General features: G+C 61.2%; 14 protein-coding genes. 9 read left to right on the forward strand and 5 right to left on the reverse strand.

The window, feature by feature from the left end; all coding sequences use genetic code 11:
- Position 1 precedes the first annotated feature (1 nt).
- From GOX88_RS13620 to GOX88_RS13655, 8 genes are all read left to right on the forward strand, one after another.
- Positions 2-718, forward strand: a complete 717-nt coding sequence (locus GOX88_RS13620) for a hypothetical protein (protein WP_170402724.1) — start codon at positions 2-4, stop codon at positions 716-718.
- On the forward strand, positions 715-1,257 hold the full coding sequence (locus GOX88_RS13625) for a DUF805 domain-containing protein (protein WP_170402727.1): 543 nt from the start codon (positions 715-717) through the stop codon (positions 1,255-1,257). The genes GOX88_RS13620 and GOX88_RS13625 overlap by 4 nt, the downstream gene beginning before the upstream one ends.
- Complete coding sequence (locus GOX88_RS13630) at positions 1,254-4,211, forward strand: 2-oxoglutarate dehydrogenase E1 component (RefSeq protein ID WP_170402730.1); 2,958 nt, start codon at positions 1,254-1,256, stop codon at positions 4,209-4,211. The genes GOX88_RS13625 and GOX88_RS13630 overlap by 4 nt, the downstream gene beginning before the upstream one ends.
- A gap of 3 nt (positions 4,212-4,214) precedes the next feature.
- Positions 4,215-5,729, forward strand: coding sequence for a 2-oxoglutarate dehydrogenase complex dihydrolipoyllysine-residue succinyltransferase (gene odhB, locus GOX88_RS13635; protein ID WP_170402733.1), 1,515 nt, complete (start codon positions 4,215-4,217; stop codon positions 5,727-5,729).
- 2 nt (positions 5,730-5,731) lie between these two features.
- On the forward strand, positions 5,732-6,001 hold the full coding sequence (locus GOX88_RS13640) for a hypothetical protein (RefSeq protein ID WP_170327189.1): 270 nt from the start codon (positions 5,732-5,734) through the stop codon (positions 5,999-6,001).
- A gap of 8 nt (positions 6,002-6,009) precedes the next feature.
- Complete coding sequence (locus tag GOX88_RS13645; protein WP_170402736.1) at positions 6,010-6,399, forward strand: hypothetical protein; 390 nt, start codon at positions 6,010-6,012, stop codon at positions 6,397-6,399.
- A gap of 57 nt (positions 6,400-6,456) precedes the next feature.
- Positions 6,457-7,845: a dihydrolipoyl dehydrogenase gene (gene lpdA / locus GOX88_RS13650; RefSeq protein WP_170402740.1), complete on the forward strand. Its 1,389-nt coding sequence runs from the start codon at positions 6,457-6,459 to the stop codon at positions 7,843-7,845.
- 161 nt (positions 7,846-8,006) lie between these two features.
- Positions 8,007-8,855 carry a TerB family tellurite resistance protein gene (locus tag GOX88_RS13655; protein ID WP_170402742.1) on the forward strand — a complete coding sequence of 283 codons (849 nt, stop codon included), beginning with the start codon at positions 8,007-8,009 and terminating at the stop codon, positions 8,853-8,855.
- Between the two features lies 1 nt (position 8,856).
- On the opposite strand, the gene GOX88_RS13660 is transcribed toward GOX88_RS13655, so the two are convergent.
- From GOX88_RS13660 to GOX88_RS13675, 4 genes are read right to left on the reverse strand one after another with little or no spacing between them, the layout of a single operon-like run.
- A complete protein-coding gene (locus GOX88_RS13660; protein WP_170402745.1) occupies positions 8,857-9,462 on the reverse strand; it encodes a pyridoxamine 5'-phosphate oxidase family protein in 606 nt (201 codons plus the stop codon).
- Positions 9,449-10,189 carry a lysophospholipid acyltransferase family protein gene (locus GOX88_RS13665; protein ID WP_170402748.1) on the reverse strand — a complete coding sequence of 247 codons (741 nt, stop codon included), beginning with the start codon at positions 10,187-10,189 and terminating at the stop codon, positions 9,449-9,451. The genes GOX88_RS13660 and GOX88_RS13665 overlap by 14 nt, the downstream gene beginning before the upstream one ends.
- Positions 10,189-11,088: a cell division protein FtsX gene (locus GOX88_RS13670; protein ID WP_170402751.1), complete on the reverse strand. Its 900-nt coding sequence runs from the start codon at positions 11,086-11,088 to the stop codon at positions 10,189-10,191. The genes GOX88_RS13665 and GOX88_RS13670 overlap by 1 nt, the downstream gene beginning before the upstream one ends.
- The gene (locus GOX88_RS13675; protein WP_170402754.1) at positions 11,085-11,762 is read right to left on the reverse strand and encodes a cell division ATP-binding protein FtsE; all 678 of its coding nucleotides are present in this window, start codon (positions 11,760-11,762) and stop codon (positions 11,085-11,087) included. Before GOX88_RS13675 ends, GOX88_RS13670 begins: the two co-directional genes overlap by 4 nt.
- A 183-nt stretch (positions 11,763-11,945) precedes the next feature.
- Between GOX88_RS13675 and GOX88_RS13680 the strand changes: the two genes are divergently transcribed.
- Positions 11,946-12,740: a zinc-ribbon domain-containing protein gene (locus tag GOX88_RS13680; RefSeq protein WP_170402757.1), complete on the forward strand. Its 795-nt coding sequence runs from the start codon at positions 11,946-11,948 to the stop codon at positions 12,738-12,740.
- Positions 12,741-12,758: 18 nt separating this feature from the next.
- On the opposite strand, the gene GOX88_RS13685 is transcribed toward GOX88_RS13680, so the two are convergent.
- The gene (locus GOX88_RS13685; protein ID WP_367648074.1) at positions 12,759-15,302 is read right to left on the reverse strand and encodes a TIGR02302 family protein; all 2,544 of its coding nucleotides are present in this window, start codon (positions 15,300-15,302) and stop codon (positions 12,759-12,761) included.
- Between the last annotated feature and the right edge of the window lie 17 nt (positions 15,303-15,319).

Here is a 15,319-nt window from a genome sequence, read left to right on the forward strand (position 1 = left end):
GATGAGCCTCGCTAGAGTTTCAATTCTCGCGCCGTTTTCTATTCTCTTGGCGGCGCAAGTTGCCGCAAAAGATATCTCGGCCATTGCGACTATTGATATGTGCGAGGCTCGCTACTCCTCCATTACTGACCTTGTGGAGCGGGCGGAAGGCTTGGGTTGGCAGCAAGTCAAAGGCGCGGAGGCTAAAAAAGTAGTCGACCGAACCGTTTGGATTGGGTTGCCTTTTCTCAAGTCGGACGAGATCGACCCAGGCGATCCAAATGGAACCTTCTGCGGAGGGTTTGCCATGGATTGCCACCGCCCTGAAGTTGGGCAAGCACACTTGAACGATCAAGCTCACTACGTGGCTTTTTCCTCCGGCACTTCCGCGCTTCTAATACTTGTTGATTTCGGCCGCGCGGACCAGCAATCCCAAGCAGATTTTGTGGAATACAAAAGCTCTTGCACTGCAATCTTTGGGCAGGGCAAAGCCTCTCGTGAGCTCGGAAACGCCTTTAGCCGACCGGAACTGAAAAGAAACCCGTCTGGCACATCGCAGGTGATCTCGGAACGCACCAGAAATCCGAAACTTGATTGGCCGTACCCTCGAGTCACGTACAGCACTTCCATTCATGCACCTTATCCACACATACTTGAGGTCAAGGGCTTGGAATGGCTTAATTATGTAACAGGTTTTGGAACCGGATACTCCTACACGTACAGGGCGGGGGCTTCATGACCTTCTCCGACGCCATCCGCACCTGTTTCTCCAAGTTCTTCACCTTCTCGGGTCGCGCCTCGCGGCCCGAATACTGGTTCTTTTTCCTGTTCATCGTGATCTGGAGCTTTATTGCCGGGATCATCGATGCGCAGTTCTTCACGCAGGTCTCGGTCAGCCAGAGCGATGAGGTGAAATCCGTCACCGCAACGTCCTCGGCACCGGTCCAGAGCATTGTGACGCTGATCGTATTCATCCCACATCTGACCGTTGCATGGCGGCGGATGCATGATACCGGGCGCAGCGGGCTTTACGCTCTGCTGCCGATCCTTCTGATCCTCGGGGCATTTGCCGTGCTGGTCTTCGGCATCGGCCTCGCTTCTCATTTCCAGCATGGCGGCAATTTGGACATTCTGTTCACCCGCGCCACATTGCTGGTCGTCCTTCCGACACTTTTCGTTCTGTTTGTGTCGCCCCTCCTGGTTCTGTGGTGGCTGACCCGCCCGTCTCAACCAGGCACCAACCAATACGGTCCCAACCCATATGAGGTAGCCCAATGACCGAACATACGCCCAATTCCGCGTTTCACGCCTCAAGCTTTATGCAGGGGCACAATGCCGAGTATCTGGAGCAGCTTTATGCCCAGTATACCAAGAACCCCGGCGCGGTGGATGCCGCCTGGGCCGAGTTCTTCAAGGCCATGGGTGACGCCACGCCGGACGTTCAGAAAGAGGCCGAGGGGCCGTCCTGGGCGCGCACCGACTGGCCGCCGATGCCTGCGGATGATCTGACCGGCGCGCTGACCGGCGAATGGGCCGAGATCGACGCCAAGGCGGCGGGCAAGAAGATAAAGGACAAGGCTGCGGACAAGGGTGTTGAGGTCAGCGATGATCAGGTCAAGCGCGCCGTGCTGGACAGCCTGCGGGCGCTGATGCTGATCCGGGCTTATCGGATCCGGGGCCATCTGGCCGCCAACCTGGACCCGCTGGGTATGCGCGCCGCCAGCACGCACCCCGAGCTGGACCCCAAGACCTATGGCTTTACCGAAGCCGACATGGACCGGCCGATCTTTATCGACAACGTGCTGGGTCTGCAGATGGCCAGCATGCGCCAGATCGTCGAGATCGTGAAGCGGACCTATTGCGGCACCTTCGCGCTGCAATACATGCATATCTCCGATCCCGAACAGGCCGCGTGGCTGAAGGAACGGATCGAGGGCTACGGCAAGGAAATCCAGTTCACCAAGGAAGGCCGCAAGGCGATCCTGAACAAGATGGTCGAGGCCGAGGGCTTCGAGAAGTTCCTGCACGTCAAATACATGGGCACCAAGCGGTTCGGTCTGGACGGTGGTGAGGCGCTGATCCCCGCGATGGAGCAGATCATCAAGCGCGGCGGCGCCTTGGGGATCAAGGACATCGTCATCGGGATGCCGCACCGGGGCCGCTTGAACATCCTCGCTAATGTGATGAGCAAGCCCTATCGCGCGATCTTCAACGAATTCCAGGGCGGCAGCTTCAAGCCCGAGGACGTGGATGGATCGGGCGACGTGAAGTACCACCTCGGTGCCTCCAGCGATCGTGAGTTTGATGGCAACAGCGTGCACCTGTCGCTGACCGCAAACCCCTCGCACCTTGAGGCGGTGAACCCGGTGGTTCTGGGCAAGGTCCGTGCCAAGCAGGATCAGCTGAACGACACCGACCGTACCGCAGTGATGGGCATCCTGCTGCACGGCGACGCGGCCTTTGCCGGTCAAGGTGTTGTGGCCGAAGGCTTTGGCCTGTCGGGTCTGCGCGGGCACAAGACCGGCGGCACCATGCATATCGTGGTCAACAACCAGATCGGTTTCACCACCGCGCCGCACTTCTCGCGCTCCAGCCCTTATCCCACCGATATCGCGCTGATGGTCGAGGCGCCGATCTTCCACGTGAATGGCGACGACCCCGAGGCCGTGGTGCACGCCGCCAAAGTGGCGACCGAGTTCCGTCAGAAGTTCCACAAGGACGTGGTCATCGACATCTTTTGCTATCGCCGGTTTGGTCACAACGAGGGCGACGAGCCCATGTTCACCAACCCGATCATGTACAAGAAGATCAAGACGCATAAGACCACGCTGTCGCTGTACACCGAACGTCTGGTCAAAGATGGCCTGATCCCCGAGGGCGAGATCGAGGACATGAAAGCTGCCTTCCAGGCGCATCTGAACGATGAGTTTGACGCAGGCAAGGACTACAAGCCCAACAAGGCCGACTGGCTGGACGGGCGCTGGTCGCATCTGGACAAGAACAAAGAGGAATACGTGCGCGGCGAAACCGCGATCACGCCAAAAACCCTGGCTGAGATCGGCAACGCGCTGACGCACGCGCCTGAGGATGTTGCCCTGCACAAGACTGTGGGCCGCCTGCTGGACCACAAGAAACAGATGTTCGACAACGGCAAGGGCTTTGACTGGGCAACGGGCGAGGCACTGGCCTTTGGCTCGCTGCTGACAGAAGGTTTCCCGGTGCGTCTGTCCGGTCAGGACGCGACGCGCGGCACGTTCAGCCAGCGTCATTCGGGCTTTGTCCATCAGGAAAGCGAAGAGCGGTATTACCCGCTGAACAATATCCGTACGGGCCAGTCGAAATACGAAGTGATCGACTCGATGCTGTCCGAATATGCGGTGCTGGGCTTCGAATACGGCTATTCGCTGGCCGAACCCAACGCGCTGACCCTGTGGGAGGCGCAGTTCGGTGACTTCGCCAACGGTGCTCAGATCATGTTCGACCAGTTCATCAGCTCGGGCGAAAGCAAATGGCTGCGGATGTCCGGTCTGGTCTGCCTGCTGCCGCACGGATTCGAAGGGCAAGGCCCCGAGCACTCCTCGGCGCGCCTGGAACGGTTCCTGCAGATGTGCGGTCAGGACAACTGGATCGTGGCGAACTGTACAACGCCTGCGAACTATTTCCACATCCTGCGCCGTCAGCTGCACCGGACCTTCCGCAAGCCACTGATCCTGGTGACCCCGAAATCGCTGCTGCGCCACAAGCTGGCGGTCAGTGCGGCCGATGAGTTCACCACCGGGTCCAGCTTCCACCGGGTACTGTGGGACGATGCGCAACAGGGCAACTCGGACACCAAGCTGGTCAAGGACGACAAGATCAAACGGGTCGTGATGTGTTCCGGCAAGGTCTACTATGACCTGCTGGAAGAACGCGACGCCCGTGGGATCGACGATGTCTACCTGATGCGGATCGAGCAGTTCTACCCCTTCCCCGCCCACTCGCTAATCAATGAGCTTGAGCGTTTCAAGGGGGCCGAAATGGTCTGGTGTCAGGAAGAACCCAAAAACCAGGGTGCCTGGACCTTTATCGAACCCAATATCGAATGGGTGCTGACCCGCATCGGTGCCAAACACACACGGCCGCTCTATGTCGGTCGCGCCACTTCGGCCTCGCCCGCCACGGGACTGGCCAGCCAACACAAAGCCCAACAAGAGGCGCTCGTGAACGAAGCGCTGAGCATCGAAGGAAAATAAACGATGACCATAGAAGTTCGTGTTCCCACGCTTGGCGAATCCGTCACCGAAGCCACGGTTGCGACCTGGTTCAAGAAACCAGGTGATGCTGTGGCCGTGGACGAGATGCTCTGTGAGCTTGAAACCGACAAGGTGACCGTCGAAGTTCCCTCGCCCGCAGCGGGTGTGATGGGCGAAATCGTGGCCGCCGAAGGTGAAACCGTCGGCGTCGATGCCCTACTGGCGACCATCGCCGCTGGCGAAGGTGCCGCCCCCGCCCCTGCCGCTGCCGCTGCTGCCCCTGCAGCAGGGACCGCGCCGGCAGCAGGCGCAGGCAGCGTCGATGTGATGGTGCCCACCTTGGGCGAGTCGGTTACCGAAGCCACCGTTTCAACCTGGTTCAAACAGGTTGGCGATGCCGTCGCGCAAGACGAAATGCTGTGTGAGCTGGAAACCGACAAGGTCTCGGTCGAGGTTCCGGCCCCGGCCGCTGGCGTTCTGGCGGAAATCGTGGCTCCGGAAGGGGCTACGGTGAATGCCTCGGCCAAACTGGCCGTCATCTCCGGCGCAGGCGCCGTTGCCGCCCCTGCCGCAGCTCCGGCCGCAGCCGCTGCTCCGGCGGCAGCTACCGCGGGCAAGGACGTGGCCAATGCGCCGTCGGCCGAAAAAGCGATGGCCGAGGCCGGTCTGTCCGCCGATCAGGTCACCGGCACCGGACGCGATGGCCGCATCATGAAAGAGGACGTGGCCCGCGCCGTGGCAACCGCAGCCGCTCCGGCCCCTGCTGCCGCTCCGGCCCCCGCGCCTGCACCGCGCGCGCCTGTTGCAGCCGAGGATTCGGCGCGCGAGGAACGGGTCAAGATGACCCGCCTGCGCCAGACCATCGCCAAGCGCCTGAAAGACAGCCAGAACACCGCCGCCATGCTGACCACCTATAACGAGGTGGACATGACCGAGGTGATGGCCCTGCGCAACCAGTACAAGGACCAGTTCGAGAAGAAGCACGGCGTGCGTCTGGGCTTTATGTCCTTCTTCACCAAGGCCTGCTGCCACGCGCTGAAGGAAGTGCCCGAGGTGAACGCCGAGATCGACGGCACCGACATCGTCTACAAGAACTTCGTCCACATGGGTGTGGCCGCCGGTACGCCCACCGGTCTGGTGGTTCCGGTGATCCGCGATGCCGACAGCATGTCCTTCGCTGCCATCGAAAAAGCCATTGCCGAGAAGGGCAAGCGCGCCCGCGAAGGCAAGCTGTCCATGGCCGAGATGCAGGGCGGCACCTTCACCATCTCGAACGGTGGTGTTTACGGCTCGCTGATGTCGTCGCCGATCCTGAACCCCCCGCAGTCGGGTATTCTGGGGATGCACAAGATCCAGGACCGCCCGATGGCGATCAACGGTCAGGTCGTGATCCGTCCGATGATGTATCTGGCCCTGTCCTATGACCACCGGATCGTTGATGGCAAAGGCGCCGTGACTTTCCTTGTTCGTGTAAAAGAGGCGCTGGAAGACCCGCGCCGCCTACTGATGGATCTGTAATCATGGCAACGCATGTATTGTGGCAGGCCGATGTGGCCGATTTCGACGCCTGGCTGAAAGTGTTCCGCGAGGACAAGCCGATGCGCAAGGCCGCGGGTATCCGCGACCTGCACGTCTGGCGCGACCCGGACCAGCGTGACCATGCCATCGCCATGTTCGAGGTTACGAACCTGGACAAGGCGCGGGCCTTCTTCGGCTCGGAAGAACTGGCGATGCACCACGAGCGGGGCGGCATTGCGCATATCACGATCAAGCTGCTGGAGCCGGTGTAGTATTATCGATGACCAAAGTACGAAATGAAGCTGGTGAAGTATCCCGTCTAGAACAGGCTAATGTTCTTGGGCTTGCCTATGTCAGGTCCATAATTCTTCTGAATGCAGGTGGGATACTCGCTCTTTTGACGTTCTTGGGGAACGCTTCTGCTCAGACTGCGGTTTCAATTTCTCTAAGTGCAATCAAACTAGCAATGGCGAGTTTCTTGGCTGGAATATCTGCGATTCTACTCGCGCTACTAGTCTCATACTCATTCACTGCATCGGCACCTGGAACCAGCTACCATAAGTTTTGGGACAAGCATATCATCGCTACTAACACCGTTCTTGGCATCGCTTCGCTCGGGATTTTCGTCTTTGGCGTAGCTTCTCTCATTAAAGGAGCACAGTCTTTTTGAGTGTGACCTCTTGCGACCACTCTCCCTTGAGGAGTGTGACCAATAAAGGAAAAAATCATGTCCCAATATGACGTCATCGTAATCGGCGCCGGTCCCGGCGGCTATGTCTGCGCCATCCGTTGCGCCCAGCTGGGCCTGAAAACCGCTGTTGTCGAAGGGCGTGAAACCCTGGGCGGCACTTGTCTGAACGTGGGCTGTATCCCGTCCAAGGCGCTGTTGCACGCCAGCCATCAACTGCATGAGGCCGAGCACAACTTTGCCAAGATGGGTCTGAAGGGCAAATCGCCTTCGGTCGACTGGAAACAGATGCAGGCCTACAAGGAAGAAACCATCGAGGGCAACACCAAGGGCATCGAGTTCCTGTTCAAGAAGAACAAGATCGACTGGCTCAAGGGTTGGGGCTCGATCCCCGCTGCCGGTCAGGTGAAGGTGGGCGATGAGGTCCACTCGGCCAAGAACATCATCATCGCATCGGGGTCCGAGCCGGCCTCGCTGCCGGGCGTTGAAGTCGATGAAAAGGTCGTCGTGACCTCGACCGGTGCGCTGTCACTTGGCAAGATCCCGAAAAAGATGGTCGTCATCGGCGCCGGTGTGATCGGTCTGGAACTGGGCTCGGTCTATCAGCGACTGGGGGCCGAGGTCACCGTGATCGAATTCCTCGACGTGATCACTCCCGGCATGGACCCCGAGGTGCAGAAGACCTTCCAGCGCATCCTCAAGAAACAGGGCCTGAAATTCGTCATGGGTGCGGCGGTGCAAAAGACTGATGCCACCAAGACCAAGGCCAAGGTCACCTACAAGCTGCGCAAGGATGACAGCGAGCATGTGATCGATGCCGACACCGTTCTGGTCGCCACCGGCCGCAAGCCGTTCTCGGACGGGCTGGGGCTTGAAGCCTTGGGCGTTGAGATGACCCCGCACGGTCAGATCAAGGTTGGTGCCGACTGGCAGACCAACGTGCCGGGTATCTATGCCATTGGCGACGTCACCGAAGGCCCGATGCTGGCGCACAAGGCCGAGGATGAAGGCATGGCCGCCGCCGAGCAGGTCGCAGGCAAGCATGGCCACGTCAACTATGGCGTCATCCCGGGCGTGATCTACACTTGGCCCGAAGTAGCGAATGTCGGCGAAACCGAAGAGACGCTCAAGGCAGCCGGCCGCGATTATAAGGTCGGCAAGTTCATGTTCATGGGCAATGGGCGCGCCAAGGCCAACTTTGCCGCCGACGGCTTCGTCAAGATTCTGGCCGACAAAGAAACCGACCGCATTCTTGGCTGCCACATCATCGGCCCGGCAGCCGGTGACCTGATCCACGAGGTCTGTGTGGCGATGGAATTCGGTGCCTCGGCCGAGGATCTGGCCCTGACCTGCCACGCCCACCCGACCTATTCGGAAGCGGTGCGCGAGGCTGCGCTGGCCTGCGGCGACGGCCCGATCCACAGCTGATCCAGCTGCAAAAGGAAACCAGAAAGGCGGGCCCAGCAGCCCGCCTTTTTTCTGCCGTTGCATCGCCTTAGTTTTGTTACCGTATAAGTTGATCAATCAACCGTGATTGCCGGACCTGAATCGGCGCAGTCGATTGAAACGTAACATTTATTGAGGTTGATATGCGGTTTGCCCTTCTCTGCGCTGTAGCGTTGTTGTTCACCATGTTCTCAGGTCAGGACGCACAAGCGGGCCGTGCCGGTGGCGTCTGGGGCACGGCCGAACAGATGACCCTTGTTGCGCCGACCGATGTCACGGACAGTTCCGGTCGCCCGCTGGCGCTGTGCCATTTGACCAAAAAGACTCACATCATGTTCGCGGGCGTGTGGCGCAGTTCGATCGGCTATGTCATGGCCCCGAACAATTGTGACAGTGACAGCTACTACTCGGTCAATGCCGAGCAGCTGGCGATGGGCAAAGTGGTGGGGACTTACCCTGCGGACCTGCCGGATCAACCCTCGATGTCAATCGCCGACATGATCTCGGGGTTTTGGGGTCTGGGTGTCGTCGCGGTGTTTCTGATCATTGCCGGATTGAAATCTGCTGTTCAGTCCAAGCGCACGGCGCAGCGGCATGCAGAGATGGGCAATGTGCACCCGGCGGCCCTGCGGGCGATGGATGCGATGTGCCACGCGGCAAAGGCGGATGGTACGCTGGACCCTTCTGAGATTGCATTGATGGCCGATATTGCCAAGCAAATGACCGGTGAGACCTTTGACGAGGCCCGCATCCGCCGCATGTTCGACATGGCCGAGGCAAAACCGACCGAGGCACAGTTCGCCGCTTTCGGCACCGGATTGACCTCGGACCAGAAACGCATGGTGCTGCAGGCCACGCTGATGATCGCAGCCGCAGACGGCAATATGGACGAGGATGAGGCCCTTTTCGCTCAGAAACTGGCGCGCGGGCTGGGGATCAATGTGGACGAATTCATGACGATGTTTCAGGCCATGAACGCCAAGCCGGCCTGATTTACCACATGGTCTTTGCGGCGCGAGCCCCCCACTCGGAATCGTAACGCGCGCCGCCTTCTTCCCCGGCACTCGCCTCGGCCAGAATTTCACCCACAGTGGGGAGATTGGCACTTTCGTCGCCCGCGCTCCAGGTGCGGGCACGCATCATCGCGCGGGCGCATTGGGTGTAGATCTCGGAAATTTCGATAACCGCAACGGTGGCAGGCTGTTTGCCGTTCTTTTCAAACCGGGCGCGCAGATCGGCATCCGCCGTCAGCCGCGCTTGACCGTTTACACGCACGACGTTGTTGGACCCGGGCACCAGAAACATCAGCGCCACACGCGGGTCACGCACGATATTGCGCAGGGAATCCAGACGGTTGTTGCCGCGCCAATCCGGCAGAGCCAGCGTCATGGGATCAAGCTCCAGCACCACCGGACCATCATCCCCGCGCGGACTGCCATCGGTGCCTTCGGGGCCGACCGTACTCAGGATGCACAGGCGCGAGGCCATGATCCACTTGCGGTACAGCGGTGTCAGGCTATGCGCCACCTTGCGCAACGAAGGTGCTGCGGGCGTGCCATAAAGCCCTTCGAGCGCTTCGATATCTTCAATGAACTCCATCCGGGTCAAACCCCACTTCTTTCATCAATGCGTCAGACCGTGTCTCGATCACGTCTTCCAACCGTTGCAGGAAATCCTTGCGGCCAACGCCCGGCTCGATTGGATCGAGGAAATCGACAATCGCCAGTCCGGGTTTGCGCAAAACGCCCGTGCGCGGCCAGAAAACACCGGCGTTGGTCGCCACCGGAACGCAGGGAAACCCAAGGCCTTCATACAGAACCGCCGTGCCCACCTTGTAGGGACGATGCACCCCCGGTGCGACGCGGGTGCCCTGCGGGTAGATGACCAACTGGCCGGGTTCCGTGAATTCCTTCGAGACGTCCTTGACCATCTTGGCCACCGCTACGCCCTTTTTACCGCGATCCACCGGGATACAGCCAAGGCGGCGCGCATACATGCCGATGACCGGGGTCCAGAGCAGTTCCCTTTTCATGATGAACTTGCCGTGCGGCACCGCATCGAAAATTATGATGATATCAAGGAAGGACTGATGCTTGGCCCCAACCACGACCTCACCCGTGGGCACGGCACCACGAACTTCGGTGCGGATGCCGACCATCCAGCGGGCCAGCCACATGGTTGTGCGGGCATAGGTCTTGCAGGCCTGTAGCGCGCCGCGTTTGGTCAGCAGCGCATAAGGTGCAAACACGATGCCCAGGATCAGCATCCAAGCGTAGATCACGATCATGAAGATCAGCGAACGGGTCCATTGAAACGCTGTGGCCATCACGAAAGCTCCTTCAATTTGCGGCTGGCGGCGGTCCAGGTGGCCAGAAAGGCGACGGCGGCCCCCAATACGGGGATCAGCGCGGGCAGCAGCCAGCCTGCCCCCTGAAAGCCCAGACCGGTCAGAAAGCCCCCCTCGTCCGAGGCTTCGGGCAGCAGCAGCACGCCGGTCATTCCAAGCAGAATCCCGACAACCGCACCGAAAAACGCACGATAGGTAAAGCGGCGAACAAAGGCGCGGGCGATAAAGCGGTCGCGGGCGCCGACAAGGCGCAGCACCTCGATAATCTGGGCGTTGGCTGCCAGCGAGGCGTTGGCGGCAAGCGTGATCATGGCCGCCGTAGCGCCACCGATCAGCAGGATCGAGACCCAGCCCAATCGCCGCAGCGACATGGCCGCATCCACCAACGGCTCGCGCCAGCGGGTGTGGTCATCCAGAACCGCGCCCGGCACTTCGGCCCCCAACCGCAGGCGCAGGCCGGTTGCATCCAGACCAGGCTCACCTTCGATAATCTCGATCAATTGCGGTATGGGCAGCGTGTCCAGCGGCAGGTCGGGGCCGAACCATGGCGACAACAGCGCGGCTTGTTCTTCGGCCGTCAGCGCCCGGGCCGAAGCAACACCGGGGGTCTGATCAAGCACAGCCAAGGCGGCCGCGGTTTGGGCTGCCAGTTGATCGGCGGGGGCGTTGATACGCAGTGTGGCAGCCCCGGCCAGTTCACTTGCCCAGCGATCCGCCAGTCGCCCCGAAGCCAGCGATAGCGCCAGCGCAAACACCGCCAGAAAGGCCATCGCGCCCGACACGAACAGGGTCAGATGCGCGGTATAGCCGGTGGGTGGCACGACCCGGTCGGCGCGCGCATCCCGTTGCAACAGGTTCCGGATCATACCCTTGCTCATAGATCCGCCCCCGCAAGCTGCACCTGACGTTGCGAGATCCGCAGCACGCGTGCCTGCACCTGGCTTTTGGCGGCGCGGATCAGGCTCAGGTCATGGGTGGCGATCAGAACGGTCTTGCCCATCTTGTTCAGTTCGACCAGCAGGCGCAGCAGGCGTTGCGACATCTCCCAGTCCACATTGCCGGTGGGTTCATCCGCCAAAACCACGTCTGGTGACAGGATCACCGCACGGGCCAGCGCGGCACGTTGGCGTTCGCCGCCCGACAATTCCGGCGGATGCGCATCCAGGCGTGCGCCCAAGCCCACCCAGGACAGCAGCTCGCTCAAATCCTCTCGCTTGGCGGTCTCGGCCTGCCCGGATACCATCAACGGCAGGGCAACGTTTTCGGACACGGTCATGTGGTCCAGAAACCTGCAATCCTGATGCACGACACCGATCCGGCGGCGCAGCAGAGCCATCTGGTCCCGATCCAGCCGGGCGACGTCCTGTTCAAACGCGCTCAGCCGCCCGGATGTGGGCAGCAGTGCGCCATAGCAAAGCTTGAGCAACGTGGTCTTGCCCGCGCCCGACGGGCCGGTCAGAAAGTGGAACGACCCCGGGTGCAGCTGCAGGGACACGTCGCTCAGCAATTCGCCACCACCATAGGTGTAGCTGACATTTTCCAGCTCGATCACAGGGGCCCCCGTTTTAGTTGCCGCCCTTCTTGCCCGAGCGCGGTGGTGGTTTCAATGCCTGCACCGGGTCGAATTGGTGACACTTGGGCCGTGAAACCGAAAACACCCTTTGCGGTCAGGTTTTAACGGAATATCATCCCTGAAAAAACTACTATCGGGTCCAGGACCCGACCAGGAGGCAGCATGCGTCTTACTTGTCCGAATTGCAGCGCCCAGTACGAGGTGCCAGACGAGGTCATTCCCGAAGAAGGCCGCGACGTGCAGTGTTCGAACTGCGAGAACACCTGGTTTCAGGCCAAGTATCCAGATCAACCTGCCCCTGAGGCGGCCGAGCCTGTTGTCGAGGACACACCTGCCGAGGCAGAGCCCAAGCCCGCGGAGGCTGCTGAGGCAGCGTTTGCGCGTGTTACCGAGGTGAAGGTAGACAAGAAACCTGCTCCGCCTCCCAAACCTGTGCCCTCGCCCGAACCCGCGGCCGCAGTGGCACCAGAAAAACCTGCAGCAACCGGAAATATCGACCCGGCGGTTGCCAACATCCTCAAGGAAGAGGCCGCCCGCGAGGCCGACCTGCGCGCCCACGAAGGCGGCAGCCTTGAGACCCAGCCCGATCTGGCGCTGGAAACCCCGCCCGAGCCCGAACCCGACACGGAACGTGCCATCAAAGACCTGACAGCCACCGAGACCGCAGAAGATGCGGGACAGAAGGACGCGCTGCCGGATGTCGAGGCGATCAATTCCAGCCTGCGCAGCGATGTCACCGAGGCAGAAAGTGTCGCGCCGCGCAAATCCGGTGGGTTCATGCGCGGTTTTGCCCTGATCCTGATTATCGGAATTGTGCTGATGCTGGTCTACAGCAACGCGCAGGAGATCAGCCAGGCTGTTCCACAGGCCGAACCGATCCTTGAACCCTATGTGACGATGGTGGATCAGGCGCGGCTGTGGCTCGAAGCGCAAACCTCGGGAACGGCGCAGAACTGATCCGGTTGCGGGGCGGCGCTAGAACCGCTCCAGCAGTCGCTTGAGGTATTCCAACTCGATCTGAGGGCGATCCGTCTCGCCGGTCCGGCGGCGGATTTCGTCCAGCAATTCGCGGGCGCGGCGATAGACGTCTTCGCCCTGCAGCATGTTGTCATCGGTCGAGATCGACCCGTTCGCGCCCGGATTGCGGCCCAGCGGATCGCGGTTGTTGGCCTGCATGTCGCCGTCCTGCGAGCCCTGGCCGGGTTGGTTCTGCTGGTTCTGGGCCAAAGCTTCGCCCAGTGATCGCATCCCTTCGCGTAGCGCTTCCATCGCCTCGGACTGACGGTCGATGGCCTCGGCCAGATCGTCACTGCGCAGCGCCTCTTCGGCCTCGTCCATGGCGCGGCCTGCACGACCCAGCGCATCGCGTGCGGCATCGCCCTCGGGCGTTCCCGCGCCGGGCAGGCTTTGCTGCTGACGGCCCAGCTCATCGCGCAGAGCCTGCTGGCGGTCGGCCAGCGATCCCTGCCCCTGCTGGTTGCCCTCAGCCTGATCGGACCCTTGCCCTCGACCACCTTGACCTTCGTGGCTCTGACCCCGGCCCAGACCACCGCTGCGGCCCTCATTGCCTTCGCTCTCGCCGGCCTGTGCGCCCGGGTTGAACTGTTCTTGCAGATCGCGGAAGGCCTGATCGCTGAGCCCCTGCTGTTCGCGCAGGGTTTCTGCCAGCCCCTCCATGGCCTGCTGACCTTCGGATTGCTGGCCCTGACCTTGTCCTTGGGTGATGCGCATATTCTCCATCATCTGCTGGAACTCTTCCAGCGCCTGCTGCGCCTCGGCCATGCGGCCCTGTTCCATCAGTTCCTGAATGCGGTCCATCATCCGCTGCAGGTCTTCCTGCGTCATCTGCAAGGTTTCGCCATTCTGGCCTTGCTGGTTTTCGTCAAACTCACCGTTTTCCTGCGCCAGACGCTGCAGCTGGCGCAAATAGTCCTGCGTTGCCTCGCGCAGTTCCTGCATCAACTCGGCAATCTCCTCGTCAGAGGCGCCATTTTTCATCGCCTCGGACAGGCGTTCCTGCGCCCGGCGCATCCGCTCCAGCGCATCGGCCAGCGTGCCTTCTTCGATGATGACCGCCAGATCCCACAGGGCCTGCGCGATTTCTTCCTGCTGCTTGGGCTTCAGATTGTATTTGGTGAACGCCTCCAGCCGCCTCAGGGTGACGCGCAGGCGTAGATAGGCGGTGTCGGATCGGAAGAACCCCTCGGGCAAATGGGAAACCGCGCGCAGCAACTGAGCGACCCGCGGTGCGTTGTCCCGCGACCACAGCAGATCGCGGCGCTGTTCGATCACCGCTGCCGCCAGCGGATCAAAGAACCGCCGCGCGGGCAGCTTGGTCATGTAGGGTTCGGACTGACTTTCCTGATCCGCTGCATCGCGTGCCGTCAGGGTGATTGTCACCGGCAGATGCGCCCATGGATGCTGCGAGAAGTCCTCGATCAGATCCTCGGTGAAATCGGCCCGATCACCAGTGATTGGCATCGGCAGTTCAACCTCGATCGCCTCGCGCACCTCGGGGGCAACGGTCAAACCATAACGGCGTTCCACCGCATCGAGGTCCAGCCTGATCGTGGCACTGCCGGAGACGACACCATAATCGTCACTGGCGGCAAAGGGCAGCTTCATCTGCCCACCCGCCTCGGCTTCGGCCACATCCGCGACACTGATATTGGGCGCGGTATCCTGAACCACATCCAGTGCCCAGTCGCGCCCGGACGGGCCTGCGATCCTGAGCCGACCGGACTGTTCGACAACAAATTCCTGTTCCGGCTCGCTCGCGCCCTCAATTCCCAAAGGCGTAGTTGTTTCCGTCAGACTATGAGCGCCAACTTCGCCGTAGAACCGCAGGGTGATACGGCTGCCCTGCGGGATCGACAGCGTTGGGTCGGTCTGGTCCGCAAGATAAAGCGTCGGCAGGCCGGTATAGCGCGGCGGCTCAACCCAACCCTCCCAGCTGGGCCCCTGCCCGGCGATGGCAGCTCCCGGGGCCATTTCGGCCACCGATCCGATGCGCCAGAACGACCCGAACAGACCCGCGATCACTAGCGCCAGCAGGGCGGAATAGCGCAATGCGTAGGGGTCGCGGTCAGCCAGCCGCAGATCGGGTCTGACCGGCTCGGCCTGCGCCGCCCGCTGCGCCATACGAGCCTGGTGCGCGCGCCACAGGGCAACCGAATCCGCATCCATCGCGCCAATGGCCTGATCATCCATCAGCGCCTGAATCGGACGCCCGGGCAGAGAGGCATCCAGCCGCATCAGCGCCTCGGTCCGTGACGGCATATGGAATCGCCTTGCGCCCAGGACCAGCGCCGCAAGCAGCCCCAAAAGGGCCAATGCGCCTACAATCCAAACGATTTCCACGCCCACAAGATCTTGCAGCCCAAGCATCAAAGCCGCCAAAATCGCCATGCAAATCGTGAAAAATGGCCAAAACGCGCGCAAAACCTGCTCGGCCAGCATCCCTGCGTGCGTCAGCCACAGGGACAGTCTCGGGATCGGCAGGGTCGGTCTTGCGGTCAAGGCGGGCCTCCAGAGCG

Origin of the sequence: Ruegeria arenilitoris (genome assembly GCF_013030985.1) — a bacterium.
GTDB classification, from domain to species: Bacteria; Pseudomonadota; Alphaproteobacteria; order Rhodobacterales; family Rhodobacteraceae; genus Ruegeria; species Ruegeria arenilitoris_B.